The sequence below is a fragment of the Streptomyces sp. NPDC005808 genome, from assembly GCF_042871385.1.
In the GTDB taxonomy this organism is placed as follows: domain Bacteria; phylum Actinomycetota; class Actinomycetes; order Streptomycetales; family Streptomycetaceae; genus Streptomyces.
In genome coordinates this window covers 223,170-249,253 of the sequence record NZ_JBIAIK010000008.1, presented here as the reverse complement: position 1 = coordinate 249,253, position 26,084 = coordinate 223,170, and the positions used below count along the sequence as shown (strand labels likewise).

Below are 26,084 nucleotides of genomic sequence, written 5' to 3'. Positions count from 1 at the left end.
CATCGAGTAGCAGCACCAGGCAGCCAGCAGCAAACCCGCCGAGAGGTTCCCCCATGGCAGGCGAGACCGTCATCACGGTCGTCGGCAATCTTGTCGACGACCCCGAGCTGCGCTTCACCCCTTCCGGTGCGGCGGTCGCGAAGTTCCGTGTCGCGTCCACCCCCCGCACCTTTGACCGTCAGACCAATGAGTGGAAGGACGGCGAAAGCCTGTTCCTGACCTGCTCGGTCTGGCGTCAGGCGGCGGAGAACGTCGCCGAATCGCTCCAGCGAGGCATGCGCGTCATTGTGCAGGGCCGGCTGAAGCAGCGGTCCTACGAGGACCGTGAGGGCGTCAAGCGCACGGTCTACGAACTGGACGTCGAGGAAGTCGGCGCCAGCCTGAAGAGCGCCACGGCCAAGGTCACCAAGACCACAGGCCGAGGCGGCCAGGGCGGATACAGCGGCGGCGGTGGCGGCGGCAGCCAGCAGGGCGGTGGCTGGGGCGGAGGCTCCGGCGGCGGTCAGCAGGGCGGCGGCGCCCCCGCAGACGACCCCTGGGCGACCGGCGCTCCCGCCGGTGGCAACCAGGGCGGCGGTGGCGGTGGCTGGGGCGGAAGCCCCGGCGCATCGAGCGGCTCCGGCGGCTCTGGCGGCGGCTACTCGGACGAGCCCCCCTTCTAAGGGGCGGGGCTCGTACCCAACTTCTTGATCACACAGGAGAAACACCATGGCGAAGCCGCCTGTGCGCAAGCCTAAGAAGAAGGTCTGCGCTTTCTGCAAGGACAAGGTCACGTACGTGGACTACAAGGACACGAACATGCTGCGGAAGTTCATTTCCGACCGCGGCAAGATCCGTGCCCGCCGCGTGACCGGCAACTGCACGCAGCACCAGCGTGACGTCGCCACGGCTGTCAAGAACAGCCGTGAGATGGCGCTGCTGCCCTACACCTCCACCGCGCGATAAGGGAAGGGTGACTGACAAATGAAGATCATCCTCACCCACGAGGTCTCCGGCCTCGGTGCCGCGGGCGACGTCGTCGACGTCAAGGACGGTTACGCTCGCAACTACCTGATCCCGCGGAACTTCGCGATCCGTTGGACCAAGGGTGGCGAGAAGGACGTCGAGCAGATTCGTCGTGCTCGCAAGATCCACGAGATCGCGACCATCGAGCAGGCCAATGAGATCAAGGCCCGTCTCGAAGGCGTGAAGGTCCGTCTGGCCGTTCGCTCCGGCGACGCCGGCCGTCTCTTCGGTTCCGTCACCCCGGCCGACATCGCCTCGGCGATCAAGGCTTCCGGTGGCCCCGAGGTCGACAAGCGCCGCATCGAGCTGGGCGCGCCTATCAAGACCCTGGGCGCCCACGCGACGTCCGTGCGTCTGCACCCCGAGGTTGCCGCCAAGGTCAACATCGAGGTTGTCGCGGCCTGACCGCTGCGCTCGGCATAGCCGAAGAAGGGCCGTACCCGATTGGGTGCGGCCCTTCGTCATGCTTCGCCGGTTCGACTGGGTTTCACGAAGGCGCGGCTCTTCTTTGTTTCACGTGAAACAGAGCGGACGTTTCACGTGAAACGCTCAGCGCGTCGCGCCCGTGACGATCCAACGTCCCGAGCGGGAACGCAGCCACAGGGTGATCATCCGGACTGTCATCATCAGCGTCATCGCTCCCCACAGTGCGGTGAGACCGCCACCGAGTGCCGGTACGAGCAGTGCTGCAGGAGCGAAGATCAGCAGGGTGAGCAGCATCGCCCAGGCAAGATACGGCCCGTCCCCCGCACCCATCAGGACTCCGTCCAGGACGAAGACAATCCCGCTGATTGGCTGCGACACGGCGACCAATAGTAGGGCGGGCAACGCGGCATTCTGGACGACCGAGTCGCTGGAGAACAGAGGGAGGAAGAGGGGGCGAGCGGCGACGACCAGCAAGCCGAGCACAACTCCTGTGGCGATTCCCCACTGGACCATGCGTCGGCAGGCCTCCCGGGCGCCCTGGACGTCGCCCGCGCCGAGGTAGCGTCCGATGATGGCCTGCCCGGCGATGGCGATCGCGTCGAGTGCGAAGACGAGCAGGTTCCACAGTGACAGGATGATCTGGTGCGCCGCCATGTCGGCGTCGCCGAGACGTGCGGCGACCGCCGTGGCGATGACAAGGATCGCTCGTAGCGACAGCGTGCGAACCAGCAGGGGCGCACCGGCCTGGGCGCAGGCCCGTATGCCAGCTCCATCCGGTCGCAATGAGGCGCCGTGCTTCCGGGCACCGCGGATGACGACGTGCAGATAGACCCCGGCCATGCCGCACTGGGCCATAACGGTGCCCCAGGCGGAACCTGCGATGCCGAGACCGGCACCGTAGACGAGGCCGACGTTGAGGGCGGCATTGGCGATGAAGCCGGCGATGGCGACGTACAGCGGGGTTTTGGTGTCCTGCAGTCCGCGTAGGACGCCGGTGGCCGCTAGCACGACGAGCATGGCCGGGATACCGAGTGCCGAGATACGCAGATAGGTGACGGCATACGGGGCGGCCGTGTCCGAGGCGCCGAAGAGTTCCATCACGGCTGGTGCCGTGGGCAGGGCGACGGCTATGACGGCTGCGCCGATCAGCATGGCGAGCCAGATTCCGTCCATGCCCTGGCGGATCGCACCGCGCAGATCTCCCGCGCCGACGCGGCGGGCGACGGCGGCCGTGGTGGCATAAGCGAGGAAGACGAAGACACCGACAGCCGTCATGAGGAGGGCGGAGGCAATGCCGAGGCCGGCCAATTGCGCGGTGCCGAGGTGGCCGACGATCGCTGTGTCGGCCATGAGGAAGAGCGGCTCGGCGACGAGTGCGCCGAAGGCGGGAAGTGCCAGCGCGGCGATCTCTCGGTCGTGGCGACGGCGCAAGGCCTTGGGCGCCGCTGGAGCCTGTCTCATGAGTGCCAATCTAATCTTCCACAGGTAATAGATGCAAGCCCATAAAGACCATTACCTGTCGTCCGGCTAGACATGCTGTCGTACGCCGTTTGCAACGATCTTGATCCGACCGGGAAAGTTTTTCTTCTGCACAGCCGGTGGACGGGAAAAGGGCAGGTCAGGACGGGTTCCTTGGAGATGTTGAGTGCTTGTTCACAGGCCTGTCCACCGGGTCGTGCACAGGTTTCATGGGGTTCTCCACAGCATCCGGGCCGTCATCCACATGGCCTGTGGATAACCAGATTGGCTGACGGTGCCCGCGGGCCTAACGTGGTGCGGCGCCCACTCTCTCCGCCGTCCTCGAAAACCTCGCAAAAAGGACGCGACAGAACCGGAGTTGGGCCTCTTAGTTGTCAGTGCCGTGCCGTAGAAATAAGAGGCACGGCTAGGTCCGCTCCGCGGACGGGAGGAGGTGGCTCGGTGAGTATTTCCGAGCCCTTGGACGACCCCTGGGCCGACAGCGGTCCCAGTGATCGTCTGCCATCCTCCCGCCGGCGCCAGGATGGCGGCCGGAGCCGCGACGAGCAGCACGACCGCGACCGGGACACCGGCTCCTGGGAAGGAGGAGGTTCAGCCTTCGAGCGTGTTCCACCGCAGGACCTGGATGCCGAGCAGTCGGTTCTCGGCGGCATGCTTCTCTCGAAGGATGCCATCGCAGATGTCGTGGAGGTTCTCAAGGGCCACGACTTCTACCGCCCGGCGCACGAAACGATCTTTCAGGCGATCCTGGACCTGTATGCGAAGGGCGAGCCCGCCGACCCCATCACGGTCGCGGCCGAGCTCACCAAGCGGGGTGAGATCACCAAGGTCGGCGGCCCGCCGTATCTGCACACACTGGTGCAGACGGTCCCGACGGCAGCGAACGCCGAGTACTACGCGGAGATCGTGCACGAGCGCGCGGTCCTGCGCCGCCTTGTCGAGGCGGGGACCCGTATCACGCAGATGGGGTACGCGGCCGACGGCGATGTCGATGAGATCGTCAACAGCGCGCAGGCCGAGATCTACGCGGTCACCGAGCAGCGCACCACCGAGGATTATCTGCCGCTCGGCGACATCATGGAGGGGGCCCTCGACGAGATCGAGGCGATCGGATCCCGGTCGGGGGAGATGACCGGTGTGCCGACCGGCTTCACCGACCTCGACTCGCTCACCAACGGTCTGCACCCGGGTCAGATGATCATCATCGCCGCCCGTCCCGCCATGGGTAAGTCGACGCTGGCCCTGGACTTCGCGCGAACCTGCTCGATCAAGCACAACATGCCCAGCGTGATCTTCTCGCTCGAAATGGGCCGCAACGAGATCGCGATGCGTCTGCTGTCGGCGGAGGCCCGCGTGGCACTGCACCACATGAGATCCGGCACGATGACCGACGAGGACTGGACACGGCTCGCGCGCCGGATGCCCGATGTCTCCGCCGCCCCGCTCTATATCGACGACTCCCCGAACCTGTCGATGATGGAGATCCGCGCCAAGTGCCGCCGCCTCAAGCAGCGTGCCGACCTGAAGCTCGTGGTCATCGACTATCTGCAGCTGATGCAGTCGGGCGGCAAGAGATCCGAGAGCCGACAGCAGGAGGTATCCGACATGTCGCGAAACCTGAAGCTGCTGGCAAAGGAGTTGGAGCTGCCGGTGATCGCGCTGTCCCAGCTCAACCGTGGTCCCGAGCAGCGCACGGACAAGAAGCCCATGGTCTCCGACCTCCGTGAGTCCGGATCGATCGAACAGGACGCGGACATGGTGATCCTGCTGCACCGCGAGGACGCCTACGAGAAAGAGTCACCGCGCGCGGGCGAGGCGGACATCATCGTGGGCAAGCACCGTAATGGTCCGACGGCCACGATCACGGTGGCCTTCCAGGGCCACTACTCGCGCTTCGTGGACATGGCGCAGACCTGATCCGAGACCTTGTAGGGCCTCGTGGCCTATGTCGTAATTTCACGGGCCGTGTCGTATCGATGTCGTATACGACATCACCGTGAGACTGCGCGTGGGTGCTGCTGCTCAGCGCCTCGTCTCGTACCTGGTCAGGACCACGCCGCCGGGAAGCGTCCGCATCTCCACCAGGTTCAGGTTCACCCAGCTGTCCAGCGCGGTGAAGAACGGCGTGCCGTTGCCCACCAGGACCGGATGGGCGGCGATCGCGTACTCGTCGATCAGCCCGGCGCGCATGGCAGCCCCGGCGAGCGTTGCGCCGCCGATGGTCATTGGGCCACCGTCCTCGGCCTTGAGCCGGGTGATCTCGGCGATCGCGTCACCGGTGACCAGGCGGGCGTTCCAGTCGACCTTCTCGATCGTCGAAGAGAACACCACCTTCGGAGTTTCCCGCCAGTTCCGCGCGAACTCGATCTCCGCCGGGGTGGCGCCCGGCTGCTGGTCGCCGGTTGGCCAGTAGGAACTCATCGTCTCCCACAGCTTGCGCCCATACAGCGACAGGCGACTCGCCTGCTCGTGCTCGAGCCACCACTGGAACAACTCGTCGCTCGGCGGTCCGCCCCAGCCGATGTCGTCGCCGGCCGCGGCGATGTAGCCGTCCAGGGTCAGGTTCATGCCGTAGATCAGTTTCCGCATGGCGCAGCCTTCCGTCCGGTGTGTGTCCGGCGTATAGACCAGCGTGGCGCGGGAAACTCATCGGTGCTCGATCTTGGCTCGCCGGTGTCCTCGTGCCCGGGGCTCGCCGTGGAGTACTCGGCCGACTCGGGCAAGCCGCCTGATCTCGCTCTCGCCCTCGCTCTCGCTCTCGCCCTCGCTCTCGCCCTCGCGAGGAATTGCCACACACCTGGTAGGACTGGCCGGACGCGGCTCTGGCGCCTCGCTGGGTCTCAGTGCGTCGGAGAAATGCGCTCGACGTGCGGTGCCGGGGCAGATGAACTGGCGGCATGACGACACCTCAGGAAGAACTGCTTCCCACCACGCGCCGGGCTCTGTTGCACCGTATCGCCGTCGCTCAGGCCGAGGGGCGAACTCCGTCACTGGTCGCTTCGGTGGTCAGGGGCAGGGAGGCGGTCTGGACCGGCGCGCGCACCTCGGTGGACGGGCACGGACCGGACGAGAACGTGCAGTACCGGATCGGCTCCATCACCAAGACCTTCACCGCTGTACTGGTGCTGAGGCTGCGTGACGAGGGGGTGCTGGACCTCGGAGACCCCCTGGAGAAGCATCTGCCAGGTACCGGCGCGGGGGAGGTCACCATCGCCGAACTGCTCGCGCACACGGCAGGGTTGGCTGCCGAGTCACCCAGTCCCTGGTGGGAGCGCACGCCCGGCTCGCTTCGGCCCGAGCTGGCCGATGTGCTGGGCGAGCAGCCTTTCCGGCATCCGGTCGGGCGTCGACACCACTATTCGAACCCCGGGTACACGCTGCTGGGAGCGTTGGTCGAGGAGCTGCGGGGCGTCTCATGGGAAGAGGCGCTGCAGCGCGAGGTGCTCGAACCACTGGGACTGCGCCGTACCAGCGGACAGCCGCAGGCACCGCACGCGGGCGGGTGGGCCGTCCACCCCTGGGCGGACGTGATGATGCCGGAACCGGTCGAAGACCTCGGGCGTATGGCGCCGGCCGGACAACTCTGGTCCACCACCGGGGACTTGGCGCGCTTTGCGGTTTTCCTTGCTCAGGGAGACGACCGGGTACTGAGCGCCGAATCCGTGCGCGAGATGCGGACGCCCGCCGCGCCGCCCGAGACGACGGATCTGGCCGCGGGTTCCGCTTACGGCCTGGGCGTGCAGATCGTGCACCGTGACGGCCGGACCCTCGTCGGCCACTCCGGGTCCCTCCCGGGCTTCCTCGCCGGCCTGATGGTGAGTGTGGAGGACGACCTGGCGGCCGTTGTGCTGTCCAACTGCACCTCGGGACTGCCCGCGCTGACCGTCGCCGCAGATCTTGTCCGGATCGTGGCGGAGGCGGAGCCACGGATCCCTGCCCCCTGGCGTCCGCTACTCGAAGTGGACGAAGCAGTCCTGGAGTTGGCAGGACAGTGGTACTGGGGGACATACGCCTTCGGGCTGCGGCTGGTGGCAGACGGCGGTGTTTCGCTGGAGCCGTTGTCCGGCACGGGGCGAGGCGCGCGCTTCCGGGCGAACGGTGACGGTACCTGGACGGGACTCGACGGCTACTACGCCGGAGAGCGTCTGCGGGCCCTGCGGCGCCCTGACGGGTCCGTGAGCCACCTGGACCTCGGGTCCTTCACCTTCACGCGTCAGCCGTACGACGAGAAAGCTCCTGTGCCGGGTGGGGTGGACCCCGAGGGCTGGCGAGGGGTCCGGTAGGCGCTGCGCGGCGGTAGGCGGCTGTTTCACGTGAAACAGCCGCCTCCCGCCGTATGCGCGGTTGCGCCTCAGAGCTGCAGTTTGAAGCCCACGTGGGAGGCCGTGAAACCGAGCCGCTCGTAGAACCGGTGAGCGTCGGTACGGGCGACATCGGAGGTCAGCTGGACCAACTGGCAGCCCTGGCGCCGGGATTCCTCGATCGCCCACTCGATGAACCGGGTGCCGAGGCCGCTACCGCGCTCGTCTGCGTGGACACGTACGCCTTCGATGATCGAGCGGGTCGCTCCCTTACGAGACAGTCCGGGAATCACCGTGAGCTGGAGGGTGCCGACGACGTGGCCCTCGCGCACGGCGACCACGAGGTGCTGGTTCGCATCGCCGCTGAGGCGTTGCAGGGCGGCCAGGTAAGGAGTGAGGTCCTCGGGCGATTCCCGCTGGGCGCCCAGCGGGTCGTCCGTGAGCATCGCAACGATGGCGGGCACATCGTCCGGAACGGCGGCACGTATCTCAAGGTCTCCCATGGCCGCACCTTACGAGATTGGGCTCAACCCCTGCGTATTACCTAAACGAGTGCCTGCGCCGATTCCACGACCCTGACCAGTGGGGCCAGTTCCGGGTTTCGGGCTGCCTCGTCCAGCGCCTCGCGCAGGGCGGCGTCATTGGTGGGCCGTGCCTCTTCGAGGAGCGTGAGGCCGGCTTCGCTGACGTTCGTGTAGATGCCGCGGCGGTCGGTCGGGCACAGGTAGCGCGAGAGCAGTCCGCGGTCCTCGAGCCGGCTGACGAGCCGGGTGGTGGCGCTCTGACTGAGGACGACCGCGTCCGCCACCTGCTTCATCTGAAGATGACCCCCGTCGCCGTCGTGCTGGCGGCTGAGCACGTCTAGCAGGGAGTACTCACGCACACTCAGGCCGTGCTTGGCCTGGAGGGCACGCTCGATGTTGGCCTCGATCCTCCCGTGGAGCAGGGAGAGAGCGCACCAGCCCTGTGAAAGGGCGGTGAGTGCGGGGTCCGTGGCTGTCATGGCGTTTTCTCCGTCCCGGAGCGACTGGATTCAGGATAGAGCAGGATCGCAATAGCCTGCGCTTGCATGTATCCCGCGTATGCAACTATTGTGAACGCATGCAAAGCGCTCCTGCAATCGTCTGGGAAGGTGTACCCCACCATGCCTCTCGCGCTTCTGGCCCTCGCGATCGGGGCCTTCGGAATCGGAACCACCGAATTCGTGATCATGGGTGTGCTTCCCGAGGTCGCCGGTGACTTCGGTGTCTCCATCCCCACCGCCGGACTGCTGGTGTCCGGCTACGCGCTCGGTGTGGTGATCGGCGCCCCGATCATGACCGCGCTCGGCACGAAGGTCTCCCGCAAGCGGATGCTGATGTTGTTGATGGGCCTGTTCGTGCTCGGCAACCTGCTCTCCGCCGTCGCCCCGGCTTTCGGGCTGATGCTGGCGGGCCGCGTGGTCGCCTCCCTCGCCCACGGTGCCTTCTTCGGTATCGGTTCAGTGGTCGCCGCCGAACTGGTCGCTCCGGAGAAGAAGGCCGGTGCGATCGCCATGATGTTCAGCGGTCTGACCGTCGCCAATGTGGTCGGCGTCCCGCTGGGCACACTGATCGGGCAGTCCGCCGGCTGGCGTGTCACCTTCGCGGGCGTCGCCGCGCTTGGCGTGATCGGGCTGCTGGGCATAACCAAGCTGGTCCCCGAGCTTCCGAAGCCTGAAGGTGTGCATCTCCGTCACGAGCTTGCCGCCTTCAAGAACGTCCAGGTTCTCCTCGCCATGGCGATGACCGTGCTCGGGTTCGGCGGCGTCTTTGCAGCCATCACCTACATCGCGCCGATGATGACGCACGTCACAGGCTTCGCAGACGGATCCGTCACCTGGCTACTGGTCCTCTTCGGCCTCGGCATGGTCGGCGGGAACCTGATAGGTGGCAAGTTCGCCGACCGTGCGCTGATGCCGATGCTGTACGTGTCCTTGGGCGGCCTCGCCACTGTGCTCGCCCTGTTCACGGTCACCGCGCACAACAAAATCCTCGCGGCTGTCACGATTGCGCTGATCGGCGCCCTCGGGTTCGCCACCGTGCCGCCGCTGCAGAAGCGCGTCCTCGACCAGGCGCATGGCGCTCCCACCTTGGCATCCGCTGTCAACATCGGAGCCTTCAACCTCGGCAACGCCCTGTCGGCCTGGCTGGGCGGCCTCGTCATCGCTGCGGGTATGGGCTACACCGCCCCCAACTGGGTCGGCGCCATCCTCGCCGCGGGCGCTCTCGTCCTTGCCGTTCTGTCGTCCGCCCTGGAGCGGCGAGCTGTCGCCCGCAGTGCTGTCGTCGCCGGTGGCGCGCTCTCCGAACAGCGGACCGCCGTGCACCACTGACCGGAGTCGGGCGCGGTGCCGGCCAGGGCCGTCCCCGCACCCTCTCGACTCGCACCACCTTCTGCGGCTTCCTACCACCTACAAGGAGAAACCCCTCGTGAGCACCACCACCGCCGTTGCCCCGCTGACCACTGAGGACGCCGAGGTTCTGGTCACCGCGGCACGCCGTGCCGCCGAAGTCTCCAGAGTTCGGGTCAGCGTCACTGTCCTCGACGCGGGCGGTCACCTGCTGGCCTTCCGTCGCGATGACCAAGCCGTGCTGATCTCCGGCGAGACCAGCACCCGCAAGGCCTACACGTCACTCCAGTTGGACTCCGCCACCGCGGACCTCGTCGAGGCGGTTCAGCCCGGCGGCCTCTTCCATACCCTGCCCACCGCGCTCGACCGTCCGCTTTTGTTCCTCGCGGGCGGCGTGCCGGTCCGCCGTGACGGACGCCTGATCGGCGCGATCGGCGTGGGCGGCGGTGCACCGGATCAGGACCACGGCTTCGCCGTAGCCGCCGTAGAGGCACTCGCCTGACATCGATCCAGCACGGACGCGCCGGTCTCCCAAGCCTGGGATCGGCGCTTCCTTGCTGTCGGCTACCGGGCCACCGCCGTGTTCTAGCCGGCCGCCACCGTGAGGGGAGCGAAACGTCGTGTCCAGTCCCCAGGTAGCTCCGAGATCCCGTACGTCATCACCGCGTTGAAGCTGGTGGACACGAGGCCGTGCTCCTTTACCCAGGAAAGCAGCTCTTCGTGTCGTACGTCGATGTCGGTGCGGAGCGGGCCGTCGATGTGGTCGGCCAGAGATGCGATGAGTGCCTTCGCCGTCTCTGTGTCGCGGGCGATCAGTGGACCCACCACGTGATTGTCGATGTTGGGCCAGGCGGCCGCGTAGCCGGTGATCCGGCCGTGCTCCTCGGCGACGCGAAGTTGGTCGGAGAAAGCGGGCAGCCGCGTGATCACATGAGTACGGTCGCAGCCGAAGATCTCCTCGTCGAGTCGGAGGATCTTGGTGAGGTCGCCGGCCGTGGCCGGGCGGGTGGGGACCTTGGGACGCGTCCCGTCGGTGGTGAAGTGGCCGCAGACCATCTCGGCCCGGCCGGCGACCTTGAAGCCCATCTCCTCGTAGAGGGGACGGCCGTACGGTGTGGCGTGGAGCGTCAGCGGGGTGGCGCCCATCTCCTCGACGACATGTCGCATCAGGCGTCGGCCAACTCCCTGGCGGGCGTGCCGCTCGGCGACGAGCACCATGCCGATTGCGCTCAGATCAGGGTGCTCGCGTGGTCCGTAGTCAGTGATGACACAGGCTGTGAGGAGCCCACCGTCGGGCGCGTCGATGCCGTATCCCGTCCCGGCGGCGAGGAGGAGGCCCCACTTGTGTTCCTCGCGAGGCCAGCCCCGATCCTCGGACAAGTCGGCGCAGGCGGTGAGATCGCGAAGCGTCAGGCGACGAATGGGCAGAGCGGCGAGGGAAGGTGTGAGCACGCAGGTCAGGCTGTCCGACCCACACCCGCGACGTCCACTTGTTTGCGGGTATACGTACACGCTTTTGGCCAGGCTATCCGCCACCACACAGCTCGTGGACAGATGTTTCACGTGAAACAACTCGCGCTTCCCTGCCGTGCTCTCGGTCGAACCAATTGATCCGGCAGAGATTCTCGGCACTGCAGCCAAAGTGGGGATCGCGAAGCGGCTCTGTGAAGAATTCGAGGTGAACCGGGTCGAGTGCGTGGCGTCCGATGACTTAGTGCCGGGCTGTTCGGCGGCGCACCGGTATCAGTAGCGCTCAATGCCGATCGCGATCTGACGGGCCTAGTCACCCAGGCTCCATCTAGGTCTGTACCTGTGGGGCGTCCATGAATTGACCCGTCGAGCCCAGCAATTGAAGTGATGGGCACCCCGCGTCCGCCTGCCCGTGTTCAAGGGCGGCGGGACTTGTGCCTGAGGAGGCTGCCGGTATGGTCGACTCCGGTTCGCGTCCGCCGTGATGTACGCAGGTCGCGTGGAGGCACGAACGCAAGCCAATGCAGCCTAACCGGATGGAGAGATCGAAGACCCGCATTTTCCGTTATGGAGCCAGGCGTTGGCTCGGGATGGGATGCTGCGATTACTGCGGTCAATGTCACATTCTCTCCTTACTTGTCCGTACGGAGCGGTAATCCGGGTTCAATGTGGCCGCATTGACCGACGGGGACTGAACCGGGAACGAAAGCAAGCCGTCTGCGGGGGAAAGCAGGCACCTTCCGACCGCGGAGGTGCGTAGACCGACCGAAAGATGTTCGAGGCGAGGCACACCCATGGACGCTCCGACCACCACGTCGGCCGACAACGGCAGTACCGGCGGCAACAGCGGGGGTGGCTGGTTCACACCGCGCAAGAATCCCGCACCGTCGTCCGCAGGTGGAGAGCAGGAGCCGGAGGGGAGCCGGCTGGCGGCGTTGCGGCCGGTGGGCCGGCCGGCCGAGAGTCCGCGGGACACGGGTCATGCGGGACGCGCACCCCGGTCCGGCGAGGGCTCACCCGCGCAGGAGCGAATACGGACCGTCGACCACTCCGAGACCGCTCACACCCGGCACCCCCAGGCCGCCCCTGCCCCAGCGGCGGCCCGTCGCGAGCAGGGAACCCCTCCTGAAGTCGTACGACCGCAGGCAGACGCCGCGGGGCCCGAGTACGACCCTGCGGAGTCCGAACCCGGCTCTGATCAGGCCGACGAAGCCTCTCCGCAGTCCGGCTACGGCTCTCCGCGCCCCGAAGCAAGCTCTCCGCAGCCCAGCCAAGGCGCTCCGCGCTCCCAACCTGTCCCGGAGCCGTCCGCTCACGCGCCGGAGCCGCACGTGCCCGCCCAGAGTTCCGTCTCCACTCCTGAGCCGTCCCCGGACGCCGTACTGGTCCGTCGGACCATGGCCGAGGTCGGCCCCATCGCCGACAAGGTCACCTCCTACTTCTACGCGCTGCTCTTCGTACGTCACCCGGAACTGCGGTCGTTGTTCCCCGCCGCGATGGACACCCAGCGGGACCGGCTGCTCAAGGCGCTGCTCACCGCGGCCGAGCACATAGACAACACCGAGGTCCTCGTCGCCTACCTGCAAAACCTCGGCCGTGGACACCGTAAATACGGCACGAGGCCCGAGCACTACCCGGCCGTCGGGGAGTGTCTGATCGGATCGCTCAGCCGGTTCGCGTCGGCGGTCTGGGACCCCGAGACCGAGGCGGCCTGGGTCCGCACGTACACGACGATCTCCCAGGTCATGATCGACGCTGCGGCCCGGGACGAACTGCGAGCCCCTGCCTGGTGGTACGCAGAAGTGGTCTCGCACGACCTCAGGACCCCGGACATCGCGGTCGTCACGGTCCGCCCGGACCAGCCGTACCCCTTCCTCGCCGGGCAGTACACGAGCCTGGAGACGCCGTGGTGGCCGCGGATCTGGCGCCATTACTCGTTCGCCTCGGCGCCCCGCTCGGACGGGCTGCTTTCGTTCCATGTCAAGGCCATTCCGGCCGGTTGGGTGTCCAACGCGTTGGTGCACCGCGCCCGGCCCGGCGACACCATCCGACTCGGCCCGCCGGCCGGCTCGATGACCGTCGACCACACCACCGACAGCGGACTGCTCTGCCTGGGCGGTGGCACCGGCATAGCGCCCATAAAGGCGCTGGTCGAGGATGTCGCCAAACACGGGGAGCGGCGCCCGGTGGAGGTCTTCTACGGCGCCCGTACCGATCACGATCTGTACGACATCGACACGATGCTGCGGCTCCAGCAGAGCCACCCGTGGCTCGAGGTGCGACCCGTGGTCGACCGTCAGGCCCATCTCCAACTTCCCGATGTCATACGCGAGTACGGGCCGTGGGACGAGTACGACGCCTACCTCTCGGGTCCGCCCGGGATGATCCGCAGTGGGGTGGACGCACTCAGGGACATCGGCATGCCGCCGGACCGGATACGCCACGACGCGGTGGAGGAACTCGTCGCCACCGGGGACTGACCTCGGGCTCGCATCCGCAGAAGGCCGGCATGCAGTGGGCCGGCGGAGCATCAGCCCAGATCGGGCGCGTGCATAGCCCGTACGCCCTCGATGTTCCCGTCGAGGTAGTGCCGCAGGGACAGCGGGACGAGATGGACGGAGGCGATACCGACCCGGGTGAACGGTACCCGCACGGTCTCGTACTCGCCGCACGGCTCATCCATCTCGGGGCCGTGCCGCAGCGCCGGATCCATGGACTCCAGACGACAGACGAAGAAGTGCTGCACCTTCACGCCGGTCGCGCCGCCGTCGTCGCCGATGTGCTCGACGGTGTCGACGAAGCAGGGCACCACATCGACGACCTTGGCGCCGAGTTCCTCGTGAACTTCACGGTGGAGCGCGTCGACGACAGTCGCGTCCTCCGGTTCGACCCCGCCACCCGGTGTGAGCCAGTAGGGATCGACGCCGGGCTTGGTGCGCTTGATGAGAATCAGGTCGTCGCCATCCAGCAGGATGGCGCGGGCGGTGCGCTTGACCACGGGTCGGACGGTCATGGGAGGAATGTGGCCCGGTTGGTTCCACGTGAAACATTGCGAAGCTGCCAGAACGTTCAGGAGGCGGCTCGCCAGGGCAGGGAAGGAGGCCGCGGCGAGGGATTCGAGGAGGGAACTTCACGACCAGTCGGCCGCGGCACGCAGCAGCCACTCGTGTGCCCGTGCGATGTGAGGCATGGCGAGAGTGCCGGTGCGGACCACTAGAAAATACGTACGCAGCGGCGGCACCGCCGGATCGAGGAGCGCCACGACCTCGCCGCGTTCCAGGGCGGCGGCGCACAGATACCGGGGCAGCACGGCGAGCCCAGCGCCCGTGGCGGCACAGGCGAGCACCCCGCGGAGATCGGGCACGACGACGGTGCCGGAGGCCACCGGGCGGCAGTCGAAGACCGAGGCCCAGTAGCGGGCGACGAGCGGTAGGGACTCGTGCACCTCGACAACGGGGAACTTCTCCAGCTCGCGGGCGCCCTTGCGGCGCAGCTTGCCGGGACCGATGCGGGCGGCCCAGCGCGGGCCGGCGACCAGGACGTGCTCCTCGTCGCAGAGTGGAGTTGCGGTGAGCAATGAGCCGCGCGGCTGGGCTGTGGTGATGGCCAGATCATGATGCCCGGCAGCCAGCCCGTCCAGCACCTCCTCGGCGTTCCCGAAGGAAGCGCGCAGGGCGAAACCTTGGCCGTTGTCGCCCGTCAGCTCCGTCAGTGCGGGCAGCGCCCGTTCGGCGGTGAACTCCGGGGGCCCGGCGAGGTGCAGGGTGCGTAGGGAGGAGTCCTCTTCAAGCCCGGTCTCGGCGATCTCCACCAGGGCGTCGAGATGCGGTGCGGCCTTGTGGGCGAGCTCGTCGCCGATGGTCGTGGGGGTCACCCCGCGGGCCTGACGCAGGAAGAGGGGCCTCCCCAGTTGGCGCTCCAGCGCGCGGATCTGTGAGGTGACGGCAGGCTGCGAGAGGCCGAGCAGTGCGGCGGCTCGGGTGAAGGAGCCGGCACGGTGGACGGTCACAAACGTGCGCAGCAGCGCCAGATCCACGGTGTCCCTCTCCTCCCACCACTCCCGGCCGAGCCCCAACTATAAATAAGTCGATAGGTTGCTGTCGCTACTGTGATTGGACACTGACACAGAGTCAACTAGCCTTGTGCGCGCGGTTCTTCGCGCGTGGAACCGGGACGGTCCGAGCCACGAGGGGGGAGGCTCGGACCGTCCGTCGTACGTAGCGGGACAGCAAAGCCCGCAGCTCGGACGGGCGTGGCCGCCCGCTCACCGGTCGCTCGGGAAAAGCTGGATCCTCGGATCGGCGAAGACGGAGATCGGTGCGGACTCAGTCCCCGGATTCGTCCAGAGCTCGCACAACGTCCGCCACCAAGTCCTCCGGATCCTCCGCGCCGGCGGAGAAGCGGATAAAGCCCTCGGCTACTGCGTCCCCGCCCCACCGCCCGCGCCGCTCGGCCGTGGACCGCACCCCGCCGAAGCTGGTCGCGTCGTCCACCAGCCGTAGGGCGTCGAGAAAACGGTCGGCACGCGCACGTGTGGGCAGAGTGAAAGCCACCACGCAGCCGAACCGACGCATCTGCTGCGAGGCGATCTTGTACGAGGGGTCGTCCGGCAGCCCCGGATAGCGCAGTCCGGTCACCTCGGGCCGATTCCGCAGTGCCTCGGCGATCGTCAAGGCGTTGGCCGTCTGCCGGTCGGCACGCAGGTGGAGTGTGGCTAGCGAGCGGTGTGCCAGCCATGCCTCCATCGGCCCGAGGATCGCGCCGACGACCTTCCGCCAGCGCCGTACAGGAGCCATCAGGGTGGCGTCGCGTCCGGTGACGTATCCCAGGAGGATGTCGCCGTGCCCGGTGAGCATCTTGGTGCCGCTGGCCACGGAGAAGTCGGCGCCGAGTTCCAGCGGGCGCTGCCCCAGCGGGGTCGCCAGCGTGTTGTCGACGGCGACGAGGGTGCCCTGCGCGTGTGCCGCCTCGACGAGCCGCCGTATGTCGCATACGTCGAGCCCCGGGTTCGACGGGGTCTCGATCCACAGCAGCTTCGCGCCGTCGAGCACGTCGAGCTGGGCGTCACCGCCGGTCGGAGCCGTGCGTACCTCTATGCCGAACGCGGTCAGCTGGTCGCGCACCAGTGGCAGCACCTGGTAGCCGTCGTCCGGCAGGACCACGATGTCGCCGGCCCGCAGCTGGGAGAAGAGCACGGCCGAGATGGCAGCCATGCCGGAGGGGAAGGCGAGCGTCTCGGTGTCGTCCTGGCCCGGAGCCTCCAGCTCGCCGATGGCGCGCTCCAGGAGCGTCCAGGTCGGGTTCTCGTCACGGCCGTAGGTGTACGGGCCGGTGGGCTCCCCCGGCAGGTGGAAGTGCGCGGCGAAGACCGGGCCCGGGAGCGTCGGCTCGTACTTGACGGGTTCGGGCAGTCCGGCTCGCACCGCGCGGGTGCCGTCACCGCTTCCCTTGACGAAATCCCCTGCGGTCATGCCGCTCGTCCCTCCACTTGCTCCTGCACAGCGGCGAGCAGTCCGTGGCTCGCCGCCTCCACCATCTCAAGGCATTCCTCGAAGCCCTCTATATGTCCGTAATACGGATCGGGGACGTCGAGATCGGCGCCCGCGGCGGGGTCGTACGAACGCAACAGCCGGACCTTCTCCGCGTCCTGAGGTGTGGGTGCGAGGCGGCGCAGCGCCCTGAGGTGGCCGGAGTCGAGGGCGATGACGAGGTCGAGGCGGGCGAACCACGAGACCCGGAACTGCCGGGCCGCGTGGTCGCTCCCGTAGCCGTGCGCCTCCAGAACGGCGACGGTGCGAGGGTCGGCGCCGTCGCCCTCGTGCCAACCGCCCGTGCCCGCGCTGTCGACCTTCACCAGGCCGTCGAGCCCGGCCTCTTCCATACGGGCGCGGAAGACGGCCTCGGCCATCGGGGAGCGGCAGATGTTGCCGGTACAGACGAAACAGACGGAAAAGCTCATCGGACGTACTCAGTCCTTGCCGTCGGGCAGGACGACGTTGAGTGCCCAGGACACAACCGAGATGATCAGGCCGCCCAGGACGGCGGTCCAGAAGCCCTCGACATGGAAACTCAGGTCCAGCTTGTCGGACAGCCATGAGGTGAGCAGCAGCATCAGGGCGTTGACCACCAGCGTGATCAAGCCGAGCGTGAGGATGAAGAGCGGGAAGGTCAGTACCTTCACGACCGGCTTGACCAGGAAGTTCACCAGGCCGAAAACCAGTGCAACGAGCAGGAGCGTGCCGATCTTCTTGCCGGTGCTGTCACCGGTCAGGGTGATCTTGTCCAGCACCCAGACGGCGACGGCCAGGGCCGCCGCGTTGGCGATCGTCTTGACTACGAAATTCTTCATGTGTCTGATCGTGGCAGAAGAGATCGACTGGCGAGCGCGGCTGTGGACAGAGCAGACCGCGTACGAGAGCGGACGAGGGCGATGAAGGCATTCCGGCTGGATGAACTGGAGGCGGAACGCGCCGCCAACGACGGTGCCTATCTGCAGTTTCTGCGAGAGCGGAACATGTCGGCCGGTCTGTACGCACTCGACGCGGGGGACCAGGACCCGCAGCGGCCGCACCAGCAGGACGAGGTGTATTTCATCGTGAGCGGGCGTGCCTCGATCACGGTGGGGCTGGAGACCACGCAGGTGGCTCGGGGCAGCGTCGTCTACGTACCCGCGGGGGTCGCCCACAAGTTCCATCACATCACCGAGGATCTACGGGTTCTGGTGGTGTTCTCTCCGCCCGAGAGCTGACCGCCGTCTCGGGGTTCCCTAGGGGAACGGTCAGGGGGGAACAAGGGGTGCGAGGCCGCCGTCCGGCCCCTCGCATGTCTAGCATCGAATGCAAGACATGCGAGACATCTAAGAACCCGGAATCAGTGCCCCGGACTTGGGGCCACGGGCGGACAGAGGCAAGGACAAGGGCGATGCGAGAGATCTTCAACGGTATGCCGTGGTGGGTGAAGTGGGTCGCGGTGCCGGTCATCGCCCTCGTGGTGTTCGGCGGCCTGATAGCGACCGTCGTCGGGTTCGTCATCGGCCTGCTCTTCAAGGCACTGATCTTCGTTGCCCTGGTCGGCGGACTGATCTACGTCGTGCGGAAGTTCACGACGAGTTCGTCGTCGCGCGGCGACTGGTGAGGTGACGGGGAGGCGGGCGCGGGTGAGTGATCGGTAACGGGTGGTCGGTAAAGGGAAGCCGAGGTTCCCTCGGCCGGGGGAAGTTTCCCGGTGGGGCGGCCTGCAAGCGGTGACGGGCGGTTAAAGTCCGGAAGCTCGACGCGGGCCCGACCCTGCGCGAGCAGCGCACACCTCCCTCCCGTGTCCCCCCGCACGGGCGGTTCCCCTCGCGCTCAGGGAGTGCCCCTTGGCCACGGCTGACACCGCACCCGCAACCTCACACGCGCCACCCGTCCAGCGGTCCGGAGCGTCGGCGGGGTCACGTCTCCCGCCGACCCAGCCACGCACGTCGCCCGGAGAGACGCGAGCGAAGACCTCGCCCGCAGACGCGCACGTCGTGGGAACGTCGACCGCCGACACGGACGGTCGGACGTCACACGCGGAGACGGGCGGTCGGACGTCACACGCGGAGACAGGCACTCAGCCCGCCGGCAGGCGCACGGCGCCCGGGGCCGCGCACGCCTTGCTCGTCGGGACTCGCACGCCCCCGGCCGAGGCCGCGTCGCTGGAGCCGCCCCCCACGACGCTCATCGGCTCCGTACAGCGGGCGATGCGCCTTCTGGAGGCCGTTGCCGCGCGCGAGCACGGAGCCCCCGCCAAACAGCTCGCCCGGGAGGCAGGGCTCGCGCTGCCGACGGCGTACCACCTGCTGCGCACTCTGGCCCACGAGGGCTATCTGCGCCGCGAGAAGGGGCTGTTCTTCCTAGGTGAAGCTGCCGAGCGGTTGAGCAGCAGCGGAGCCCAGCAGAAACGTCGCAGCACGATGAGCGACGTGCTCGCGCACTGGCGCGATTCGATCGGCGCACCCGTGTACTACGCGACGTACCGCGACGGTGAGATCGAGGTTCTGTCCATCGCCGACACCTCGGGCAATCCCGCGGTCGAGGAGTGGGCCGACTTCCGGGAGACGGGGCACGCCCACGCGGTCGGTCAGTGTCTGCTGTCGCAGCTGGACGAGAAGGCCCGCAGGGATCACCTTGACCGCTACCCGGTGCAGTCGATCACTCCGTACACGGTGCGCGACAGTGACAGCATGCTGCGGCGCCTGGAACGCATCGGGCGGATGGAGACCGTGATCGAACGACAGGAGTACGCGCTGGGCACGGTCTGCGCCGCGATTCCCATCACCGTCGGCGCCACCGCATCGACCGTGGCCATCTCCTTGCCGTCGCACCAGGCCGACCGACTCCTGCCTGCTGCACGCCAGTTGCAAGAGGCGATCGGCAGAGCGCCAGGGACACTCGCCATCTCTATCAGTATCTGAAAACTCACTCCTTGTGATCTGCCGTGTACGTTGAGCAAGATTTCAGCAGTGTCAGGGGAACGATTCCTGGCCAGTCGACCGCAAACGACGGGGTAGGCGATGCGTGAGTCGGTACAGGCAGAGGTCATGATGAGCTTCCTCGTGTCGGAGGAGCTCTCCTTCCGTATTCCGGTGGAGCTGCGATACGAGACCTGTGATCCGTACGCCGTGCGGCTGACCTTTCACTTGCCCGGCGACGCGCCTGTGACCTGGGCGTTCGGAAGGGAGTTGCTGGTCGACGGTGTGGGCCGGCCGTGTGGTGACGGTGATGTACACATCGCACCCGCCGACCCGGACGCGTTCGGCGAGGTGCTGATCAGGCTTCAGGTAGGCGGCGATCACGCGCTGTTCAGGTCGGGTGCGGCGCCGCTCGTGGCGTTCCTCGACCGTACGGACAAGCTGGTGCCGCTCGGGCAGGAGCGTTCCCTCGCCGACTTCGACGCCCACCTCGACGAGGCGCTGGTCCGCATCCTGGCGGAGGAGCAGAGCGCGGGCTGAGCGCCGTCTCCCCGAGTGGAGTAACGCTTCCTCTCGACCGGCCTGCGTATGGAACAGGGGCCGCACGCGCAGCTCAAGTCGACTTGAGCACCACGTGACTTCAGTGCTTGCGGCGGCGACCCTTCCCACCACGTACCGGCGTTCTGGCGGCCCCCATGGGCTCCACGGGGGCGCCAGGAGTCCCAGCCGCGGGTCGACCGGCCGGAGTCCCCGTGCGGTCGGCCGAGACGACCAGAGCGGCCAGGGCGGTGGTGACGGGCACAGAGGCGACCAGGCCGATCGATCCGACCAGGGTGCGCACGATCTCCTCAGCGACCAGTTCGCTGTTGGCGACAGAGCCGACGCTGCTCTGCGCGATCGAGAAGAGCAGCAGGAGGGGCAGCGCAGCGCCCGCGTACGCCAGGACGAGCGTGTTGACGACCGAGGCGATGTGGTCGCGGCCGATGCGGATGCCCGCGCGGTACAGCCCCCGCCAGCCCATCGTCGGATTCGCCTCGTGCAGCTCCCAGACGGCGGAGGTCTGCGTCACCGTCACGTCGTCGAGCACACCGAGCGAACCGATGATGACGCCGGCGAGCAGCAGACCGCTCATGTCGATGGACGGATACAGGCCGTGGATCAGGCCGGTGTTGTCGTCCGTGTTGCCGGTCAGCGCGGCCCAGCCGATGAAGAGGGAACCGAGCACCCCGATCAGCAGCAGCGAGAGCAGGGTGCCGATCACCGCCACCGATGTCCGGGCCGAGAGGCCATGGCACATGTAGAGCGCGATCAGCATGATGGCGCTGGCTCCGACGACCGCCACGACCAGTGGGTTCGAGCCCTCCAGGATGGCGGGCAGGATGAAGAACGTCAGGATCATGAAGCTGACGGCAAGTGCGACCAGCGCCATGACGCCGCGCAACCGGCCGACCGCCACGACGATCAGCGCGAAGATCCCGGCGAGCACCGCCATCGGAATCCTGCGGTTCACATCGCTGACCGAGTACTGCAGGTCCTTCGGAGCGGAGGGCTCGTACGCGACCACGACCTTCTCGCCCTGGTGCAACTGGCGTGACTGGTCCGGCTGGACGATCTCGGTGAACGTACGGCCCTTGTCGCTGCCGGTGTCGACCCGGATCGTCGCCTTCTTGCAGTCACCCGTCGCCTGCTGCACTGCCGAGGAACCCTCGGCAGTGGAGGTGTCGCCGGTCGGGGTCTCCCCCGAGGCGTTCACGGAATCACAATCCACCTTCTCGACCTTGGTGACCGTCGCCTGCTGTGTCTGTCGGTCGAAACCGACACCGGTGCGCTCGTGCCCCGGGGCGCCGCCAGGCCAGAGCACCACGAGCCCCACGACGACCGCGGCGGCGAAGGGGATCAGCACCGCGCCGATGACCTTGCGCAGGTGCTTGGAGACGGGGGCCGCGGGGCCATGACTGTGACTGTGCGAGTGGCCGTGGCTGTCGCCCGGGTCTTGCCCACCGCCGGGTCCTCGCCCACCGCCGGATCCGTTGCTGCCCCCGGATCCCTGCCCACCGCCGGGTCCGTGGCCGCCCCCAGGTCCGCCCGCAACCCCGGGTCCGTTGCTGCCCTCGGATCCCTGCCCACCGCCGGGTCCCCGGCCGTCACCGGGACCTCTGCCACCGCCCGGGCCGTGCCCGTGGCCGTCGCCGGGGCCATGTCCGTGCGGCGGCTCGGACGGCGGAATAGGGGGCTGCTGCATCGTGGTCACCGACCGATCATCGCAAGAACGGACGGGGCCCACTGTTCAGCGCGCCCGATGTGACGCTAGCGTGGAGGCACCTTTGCACACGCGGGAGCTCGGAGCACCGGGCTGAGAGGGCGCTGATCTCCGTCTTAGCGATGTTTCACATGAAACATCGGCAGACGGAATCTGCTGCGTCGACCGCCGAACCTGTTACCGGGTAATGCCGGCGTAGGGAGTAGGTCTCATGACCAACAAGGACGAAGCAGGCACGTCTGTCTCCAGCCAGACGGGCGGGGCCCCTTCCCCGTCCCAGAACGACGGGGGCGGGCAGTCCATCGGCTGGCACAAGGCGTACGTCGAGGGATCGCGTCCCGATCTGCGGGTACCGGTCCGTCAGGTGCACCTCACCAACGGCCAGTCCGTCACGCTGTACGACACCTCCGGCCCGTACACCGATCCGACCGTCGAAACCGATGTACGCAGGGGTCTGGCGCCGCTGCGCGAACACTGGATCATCGCCCGCGGCGACACCGAGGAGTACGCGGGCCGCCCCGTCCGCCCCGAGGACGACGGGATCAAGCACACCTCACCGCGCGGCGGCCTTCGCAACCTCGACGCGGTCTTCCCGGGGCGGCCGCGCCAGCCGCGCCGGGGCCGCTCCGGACAGGCCGTGACGCAACTCGCGTACGCCCGGCGCGGCGAGATCACGCCGGAGATGGAGTTCGTGGCGGTTCGCGAGAACGTCGCCGCCGAGGTCGTACGCGAGGAGATCGCTGCCGGCCGCGCGGTGATGCCCGTGAACGTCAACCATCCGGAGATCGAGCCGATGATCATCGGCAAGCGGTTCCTGGTGAAGGTCAACGCGAACATCGGCAACTCGGCAGTGACCTCCTCCATCGAGGAGGAGGTGGACAAGATGACCTGGGCCACCAAGTGGGGCGCGGACACGGTCATGGACCTGTCCACCGGCCGCAACATCCACACCACCCGAGAGTGGGTACTGCGCAACTCTCCTGTGCCGATCGGCACGGTGCCGCTCTACCAGGCGTTGGAGAAGGTGGACGGCCGTGCTGAGGAGCTGACCTGGGAGATCTACAAGGACACGGTCATCGAGCAGGCCGAGCAGGGCGTGGACTACATGACGGTCCACGCGGGCGTGCGCCTGCCGTTCGTACCGCTCACCGCGAACCGCAAGACCGGCATCGTCTCGCGCGGTGGCTCGATCATGGCGGCGTGGTGCCTGGCCCACCACCAGGAGAGTTTCCTCTACGAGAACTTCGAGGAGCTGTGCGAGATCCTCGCGGCGTACGACGTCACGTACTCGCTCGGTGACGGGCTGCGGCCGGGATCGATCGCGGACGCCAACGACGCGGCGCAGTTCGCGGAGTTGAGGACGCTCGGGGAACTCAACACGATCGCGAAGCGTTTCAATGTTCAGACCATGATCGAAGGCCCGGGACATGTCCCGATGCACAAGATCAAGGAGAACATCGACCTTCAGCAGGAGATCTGTGATGAAGCTCCGTTCTATACGCTCGGCCCGCTGACCACGGACGTCGCGCCGGCGTACGACCACATCACCTCCGGCATCGGTGCCGCGATGATCGCCTGGTGGGGCACGGCCATGCTCTGCTATGTCACGCCCAAGGAGCACCTGGGCCTGCCCAATCGTGACGACGTCAAGACCGGCGTCATCACCTACAAGATCGCCGCCCACGCAGCCGACCTCGCCAAGGGGCACCCAGGTGCGCAGGTATGGGACGACGCGCTGTCCGACGCCCGCTTCGAGTTCCGCTGGGAGGACCAGTTCAACCTGGCCCTCGACCCGGACACGGCACGGGAGTTCCACGACGAGACACTCCCGGCCGAGCCCGCCAAGACGGCCCACTTCTGCTCCATGTGCGGGCCGAAGTTCTGCTCCATGAAGATCAGCCACAGCATCACGGAGCAGTTCGGCGGTACGGCGGCCGCGGGAGCCTCCGTTGAGGAGGTCGCCGAGGGGATGCTGCAGAAGTCGAAGGAGTTCGCGGCGAGCGGGAACCGGGTGTATCTGCCGCTGGCCGACTGACCGCGAACGCAGGCAGCGCGCCGGGGCTGTTGGGACAGCTCCGGCGCACTACCGGCTGTCGGGCTCCGCAGGCTGTGACGTGTTCGAGCATGTAGCCGGCGTGTTTTGGCGGTTGGAGGTTGAGCGCGACCACGGCCGGGTGTCACTCCGGCTGGTGTTCAGGCCCCCCGAAGTCCGGGCTGGAGAAGTCCGGGCTGGAGTAGCTCGGGCGCGGGCCCGCTGCCGGGCCGCCGTCGGGGCTGCTGAACCCCGGGCGGTTGTAGCCCAGTTGCGGCATGCGGCTCGTCGGTGTCGGCGACGGCGACGGACCGCCGAATGCTGCCGAGCCCGGGTCCGCCAGGGCTTCTCGGAGGAACGGCATGATGCCGCGCTCCAGCAGGGCCTCGCGCCAGGCTTCCCTGGCCCGGGCGACCTGTTCGTCGAGCTCGCCGCGTGCTCCGGCCTGCAGCGAGGACGAGCCGTTGCGCAGTGCGGTGAGCAGGAGGCCAACCGCGGCGACCAGAATCGCGGCCGCCGTGACCGCGCCGAAGACCCACCCGGTGGTCAGGAGGGTCTTGGCGAACGCCGGCTCGGGGTCGATCATTTTCAGGATGTACCCCACGAGCAGGAATATCGCCGCGGCTGTCCCGGCGAGGACGGGGGCGAGTACCGCGACGACGGCGATGGCGCCCGCTCCGGCTGTCTCGGTGACCTCCCCCACGGTGGCGGCGAGTCCCATCGCGCTCGAACCCGGTTCGGCGGAACCGGCTTCCTTGCGGACGGGTGGGGTGGTCGGCGCCGGCTGACGCAGCTCCTCACGGACCTTCACATAGTGCTGGTACTCGGTGGCCGCGGCCACCGTGATGAGCGCGCTGGCGTTGAGCGCCATGGTGCGCAGTTGTTCCGGGTTGAGCCGCTGGCCGACAGCGGCGAGTTCCGGGCGGTGTGGTGCGGAGCGCAGCGCCTCATCGAGGAGCCGCTCGTAATCCTGGCGGTCCTCGCTCAGCAGGTGCTGCGGAACGCTGTTCATCTGCATCCCCCGATGCTCCGTAGGGCTGATAGCTCGCACGCTGACGAGCCGTTGGGCAGAAACGGAGGGGAGCCTGCTACGGATAGTCCGATGGTAGAGCCGCGATGGCACGCCGTGACAGGGGGTTTCCAGAAATTGCCCCCTGGCCAGCACGGTCTTCAGCAGGGCGACACCTGCCCGATGAACCCTCAGATGTCCAGTGGCAGTTGCTGGACCAGCAGCTTTCCGGCCATGGTCACGCCACCGTCCATCGCGATGGCCAGTCCGTCGGCGTAGAGATGCGGTCCTTCGACCAAGGGGCCCGCGCTGTCCTCGCCGTCCTCCGAGCCCACGTCGCCCAGGAGGTACGGGATGGGGCTGTGGCCATGGACGATGCGTGAGCCGCCGTACATGTCCAGCAGGGAGCGCACGGCCTCGCTGCCGTCGTCGCGGAAGGCGAAGCGCTTGGTGAGCTTGCGGAACAGGTCCCAGCACTCGTCCGCGTCGTTGCGGGTGAGGGTTTCGCGGATGGTGTCGTTGACCGCCTCGATCGAGTCGCCGTAGTCGAGATAGGCGGTGGTGTCGGAGTGCACCAGGAGGTGTCCGTCGACCTGTTCCATGGCGTCGAGGCGGGCCATCCACTGCAGATGGTGGTCCTGGAGACGGTCCATGTCGGTCTTCTGGCCGCCGTTGAGCAGCCAGGCGGCCTGGAAGGTGGCGGTGCCCGCGCCGGAGTTGACGGGGGTGTCGCCGAAGCGCCTGGCGCCGAGGAGGAGCAGCTCGTGGTTGCCCATGAGCGCCTTGCAGTAGCCGCCGGCGGCGGCGGCCTCGGCGGACAGCCGCATCACGAGGTCGATCACGCCGATGCCGTCCGGGCCGCGGTCGGTGAAGTCGCCGAGGAACCACAGGCGGGCGGTCCCGGCCGACCAGTTGCCGGCAGCGTCGATGAGGCCCTTCTCCTGGAGCGCGGCGACGAGCTGGTCCAGGTAGCCGTGCACATCGCCTACGACAAACAGCGGACCCGGCCCGTCGGCGCCCTCCGAAGCGGCGGCGTCAACGGCGACCTGGACCGTGTCACTCCGGTTGATGACGGGCAGATCGCGCCGCGTCGGTGTGTACCCCTCGGGTTCCCCGCCGGGCCCCGCGTCCTCGTCGGGTGGTGTGTCCTGCGCGAACGGACCGGTCTCGTGGACGTACGCGGGCACTCGGAAGTCGCGCAACGTCGCCGTCCGCGCCACCTCGGGTCCCTGACCGGCCCCCTGAGTCATCGACCCCTCCACCACCATCGCGCCGCATCTGCACCGGATCGGACTGC

At 67.7% G+C, this 26,084-nt stretch carries 26 protein-coding genes and 1 riboswitch; of the genes, 13 read left to right on the top strand and 13 right to left on the bottom strand.

Annotated features, from left to right (window positions below):
• Positions 1–53: 53 nt before the first annotated feature.
• The 3 genes from ACFYPC_RS20075 to rplI are packed head-to-tail and all read left to right on the top strand — an operon-like array spanning position 54 to position 1,410.
• Positions 54–662, top strand: a complete 609-nt coding sequence (locus ACFYPC_RS20075; RefSeq protein ID WP_388677777.1) for a single-stranded DNA-binding protein — start codon at positions 54–56, stop codon at positions 660–662.
• A 46-nt stretch (positions 663–708) separates the two neighbouring features.
• The gene (gene rpsR, locus ACFYPC_RS20070; RefSeq protein ID WP_003949403.1) at positions 709–945 is read left to right on the top strand and encodes a 30S ribosomal protein S18; all 237 of its coding nucleotides are present in this window, start codon (positions 709–711) and stop codon (positions 943–945) included.
• Between the two features lie 18 nt (positions 946–963).
• On the top strand, positions 964–1,410 hold the full coding sequence (gene rplI, locus ACFYPC_RS20065; RefSeq protein WP_266458477.1) for a 50S ribosomal protein L9: 447 nt from the start codon (positions 964–966) through the stop codon (positions 1,408–1,410).
• A 144-nt stretch (positions 1,411–1,554) separates the two neighbouring features.
• Here the strand turns inward: rplI and ACFYPC_RS20060 are convergent, their stop codons facing one another.
• Positions 1,555–2,901: an MATE family efflux transporter gene (locus ACFYPC_RS20060; protein WP_388677774.1), complete on the bottom strand. Its 1,347-nt coding sequence runs from the start codon at positions 2,899–2,901 to the stop codon at positions 1,555–1,557.
• Between the two features lie 450 nt (positions 2,902–3,351).
• Here ACFYPC_RS20060 and dnaB point away from each other — a divergent pair, with 450 nt between their 5' ends.
• Positions 3,352–4,827, top strand: coding sequence for a replicative DNA helicase (gene dnaB / locus ACFYPC_RS20055; protein WP_365440785.1), 1,476 nt, complete (start codon positions 3,352–3,354; stop codon positions 4,825–4,827).
• 105 nt (positions 4,828–4,932) lie between these two features.
• Here the strand turns inward: dnaB and ACFYPC_RS20050 are convergent, their stop codons facing one another.
• Entirely contained in the window at positions 4,933–5,499 is a 567-nt protein-coding gene (locus ACFYPC_RS20050) for a dihydrofolate reductase family protein (RefSeq protein WP_388677771.1), read from the bottom strand.
• Positions 5,500–5,807: 308 nt separating this feature from the next.
• Here ACFYPC_RS20050 and ACFYPC_RS20045 point away from each other — a divergent pair, with 308 nt between their 5' ends.
• Complete coding sequence (locus ACFYPC_RS20045) at positions 5,808–7,193, top strand: serine hydrolase domain-containing protein (RefSeq protein WP_388677770.1); 1,386 nt, start codon at positions 5,808–5,810, stop codon at positions 7,191–7,193.
• 68 nt (positions 7,194–7,261) lie between these two features.
• On the opposite strand, the gene ACFYPC_RS20040 is transcribed toward ACFYPC_RS20045, so the two are convergent.
• Both ACFYPC_RS20040 and ACFYPC_RS20035 read right to left on the bottom strand, forming a co-directional pair.
• Positions 7,262–7,714 (bottom strand): GNAT family N-acetyltransferase, encoded by a 453-nt coding sequence (locus ACFYPC_RS20040; RefSeq protein WP_388677768.1) that lies wholly within the window; start codon positions 7,712–7,714, stop codon positions 7,262–7,264.
• Between the two features lie 41 nt (positions 7,715–7,755).
• Positions 7,756–8,214, bottom strand: coding sequence for a MarR family winged helix-turn-helix transcriptional regulator (locus tag ACFYPC_RS20035; RefSeq protein ID WP_388677766.1), 459 nt, complete (start codon positions 8,212–8,214; stop codon positions 7,756–7,758).
• Between the two features lie 141 nt (positions 8,215–8,355).
• Here ACFYPC_RS20035 and ACFYPC_RS20030 point away from each other — a divergent pair, with 141 nt between their 5' ends.
• Both ACFYPC_RS20030 and ACFYPC_RS20025 read left to right on the top strand, forming a co-directional pair.
• Positions 8,356–9,564 (top strand): MFS transporter, encoded by a 1,209-nt coding sequence (locus ACFYPC_RS20030; protein WP_388677763.1) that lies wholly within the window; start codon positions 8,356–8,358, stop codon positions 9,562–9,564.
• Positions 9,565–9,661: 97 nt separating this feature from the next.
• The gene (locus ACFYPC_RS20025; protein WP_388677760.1) at positions 9,662–10,084 is read left to right on the top strand and encodes a heme-binding protein; all 423 of its coding nucleotides are present in this window, start codon (positions 9,662–9,664) and stop codon (positions 10,082–10,084) included.
• An 83-nt stretch (positions 10,085–10,167) separates the two neighbouring features.
• Here the strand turns inward: ACFYPC_RS20025 and ACFYPC_RS20020 are convergent, their stop codons facing one another.
• The gene (locus tag ACFYPC_RS20020; protein WP_388677757.1) at positions 10,168–11,034 is read right to left on the bottom strand and encodes a GNAT family N-acetyltransferase; all 867 of its coding nucleotides are present in this window, start codon (positions 11,032–11,034) and stop codon (positions 10,168–10,170) included.
• 812 nt (positions 11,035–11,846) lie between these two features.
• Between ACFYPC_RS20020 and ACFYPC_RS20015 the strand changes: the two genes are divergently transcribed.
• Positions 11,847–13,532 carry a globin domain-containing protein gene (locus ACFYPC_RS20015; protein ID WP_388677755.1) on the top strand — a complete coding sequence of 562 codons (1,686 nt, stop codon included), beginning with the start codon at positions 11,847–11,849 and terminating at the stop codon, positions 13,530–13,532.
• Between the two features lie 50 nt (positions 13,533–13,582).
• Here the strand turns inward: ACFYPC_RS20015 and ACFYPC_RS20010 are convergent, their stop codons facing one another.
• The 5 genes from ACFYPC_RS20010 to ACFYPC_RS19990 form a co-directional block, all read right to left on the bottom strand.
• Positions 13,583–14,065: an NUDIX domain-containing protein gene (locus ACFYPC_RS20010; RefSeq protein WP_385730622.1), complete on the bottom strand. Its 483-nt coding sequence runs from the start codon at positions 14,063–14,065 to the stop codon at positions 13,583–13,585.
• A gap of 117 nt (positions 14,066–14,182) precedes the next feature.
• Positions 14,183–15,088, bottom strand: coding sequence for a LysR family transcriptional regulator (locus ACFYPC_RS20005; RefSeq protein WP_388677752.1), 906 nt, complete (start codon positions 15,086–15,088; stop codon positions 14,183–14,185).
• A gap of 289 nt (positions 15,089–15,377) precedes the next feature.
• On the bottom strand, positions 15,378–16,523 hold the full coding sequence (locus ACFYPC_RS20000) for a cystathionine gamma-lyase (RefSeq protein WP_388677749.1): 1,146 nt from the start codon (positions 16,521–16,523) through the stop codon (positions 15,378–15,380).
• Positions 16,520–17,011: a low molecular weight protein-tyrosine-phosphatase gene (locus ACFYPC_RS19995; RefSeq protein WP_388677746.1), complete on the bottom strand. Its 492-nt coding sequence runs from the start codon at positions 17,009–17,011 to the stop codon at positions 16,520–16,522. Before ACFYPC_RS19995 ends, ACFYPC_RS20000 begins: the two co-directional genes overlap by 4 nt.
• A 9-nt stretch (positions 17,012–17,020) precedes the next feature.
• On the bottom strand, positions 17,021–17,401 hold the full coding sequence (locus ACFYPC_RS19990) for a phage holin family protein (RefSeq protein ID WP_388677743.1): 381 nt from the start codon (positions 17,399–17,401) through the stop codon (positions 17,021–17,023).
• Between the two features lie 81 nt (positions 17,402–17,482).
• On the opposite strand from ACFYPC_RS19990, the gene ACFYPC_RS19985 reads away from it, so the two are divergent.
• From ACFYPC_RS19985 to ACFYPC_RS19970, 4 genes are all read left to right on the top strand, one after another.
• Complete coding sequence (locus ACFYPC_RS19985; RefSeq protein ID WP_388677740.1) at positions 17,483–17,800, top strand: cupin domain-containing protein; 318 nt, start codon at positions 17,483–17,485, stop codon at positions 17,798–17,800.
• Between the two features lie 173 nt (positions 17,801–17,973).
• Positions 17,974–18,186, top strand: coding sequence for a DUF5326 family protein (locus tag ACFYPC_RS19980; protein WP_365440758.1), 213 nt, complete (start codon positions 17,974–17,976; stop codon positions 18,184–18,186).
• Positions 18,187–18,688: 502 nt separating this feature from the next.
• A complete protein-coding gene (locus ACFYPC_RS19975) occupies positions 18,689–19,489 on the top strand; it encodes an IclR family transcriptional regulator (protein ID WP_388677737.1) in 801 nt (266 codons plus the stop codon).
• A 99-nt stretch (positions 19,490–19,588) separates the two neighbouring features.
• Positions 19,589–20,026: an SsgA family sporulation/cell division regulator gene (locus ACFYPC_RS19970; protein ID WP_388677734.1), complete on the top strand. Its 438-nt coding sequence runs from the start codon at positions 19,589–19,591 to the stop codon at positions 20,024–20,026.
• Between the two features lie 100 nt (positions 20,027–20,126).
• Here ACFYPC_RS19970 and ACFYPC_RS19965 read toward each other — a convergent pair whose 3' ends face one another.
• A complete protein-coding gene (locus tag ACFYPC_RS19965) occupies positions 20,127–21,737 on the bottom strand; it encodes a YibE/F family protein (RefSeq protein WP_388677732.1) in 1,611 nt (536 codons plus the stop codon).
• Positions 21,738–21,808: 71 nt separating this feature from the next.
• Positions 21,809–21,965: riboswitch (TPP riboswitch) on the top strand.
• Here ACFYPC_RS19965 and thiC point away from each other — a divergent pair.
• Complete coding sequence (gene thiC / locus ACFYPC_RS19960; RefSeq protein WP_388677729.1) at positions 21,958–23,781, top strand: phosphomethylpyrimidine synthase ThiC; 1,824 nt, start codon at positions 21,958–21,960, stop codon at positions 23,779–23,781. (Overlaps the previous riboswitch by 8 nt.)
• A 142-nt stretch (positions 23,782–23,923) precedes the next feature.
• On the opposite strand, the gene ACFYPC_RS19955 is transcribed toward thiC, so the two are convergent.
• Positions 23,924–24,796 (bottom strand): hypothetical protein, encoded by an 873-nt coding sequence (locus ACFYPC_RS19955; protein ID WP_388677726.1) that lies wholly within the window; start codon positions 24,794–24,796, stop codon positions 23,924–23,926.
• 182 nt (positions 24,797–24,978) lie between these two features.
• Positions 24,979–26,052: a metallophosphoesterase gene (locus ACFYPC_RS19950; protein ID WP_388678095.1), complete on the bottom strand. Its 1,074-nt coding sequence runs from the start codon at positions 26,050–26,052 to the stop codon at positions 24,979–24,981.
• Between the last annotated feature and the right edge of the window lie 32 nt (positions 26,053–26,084).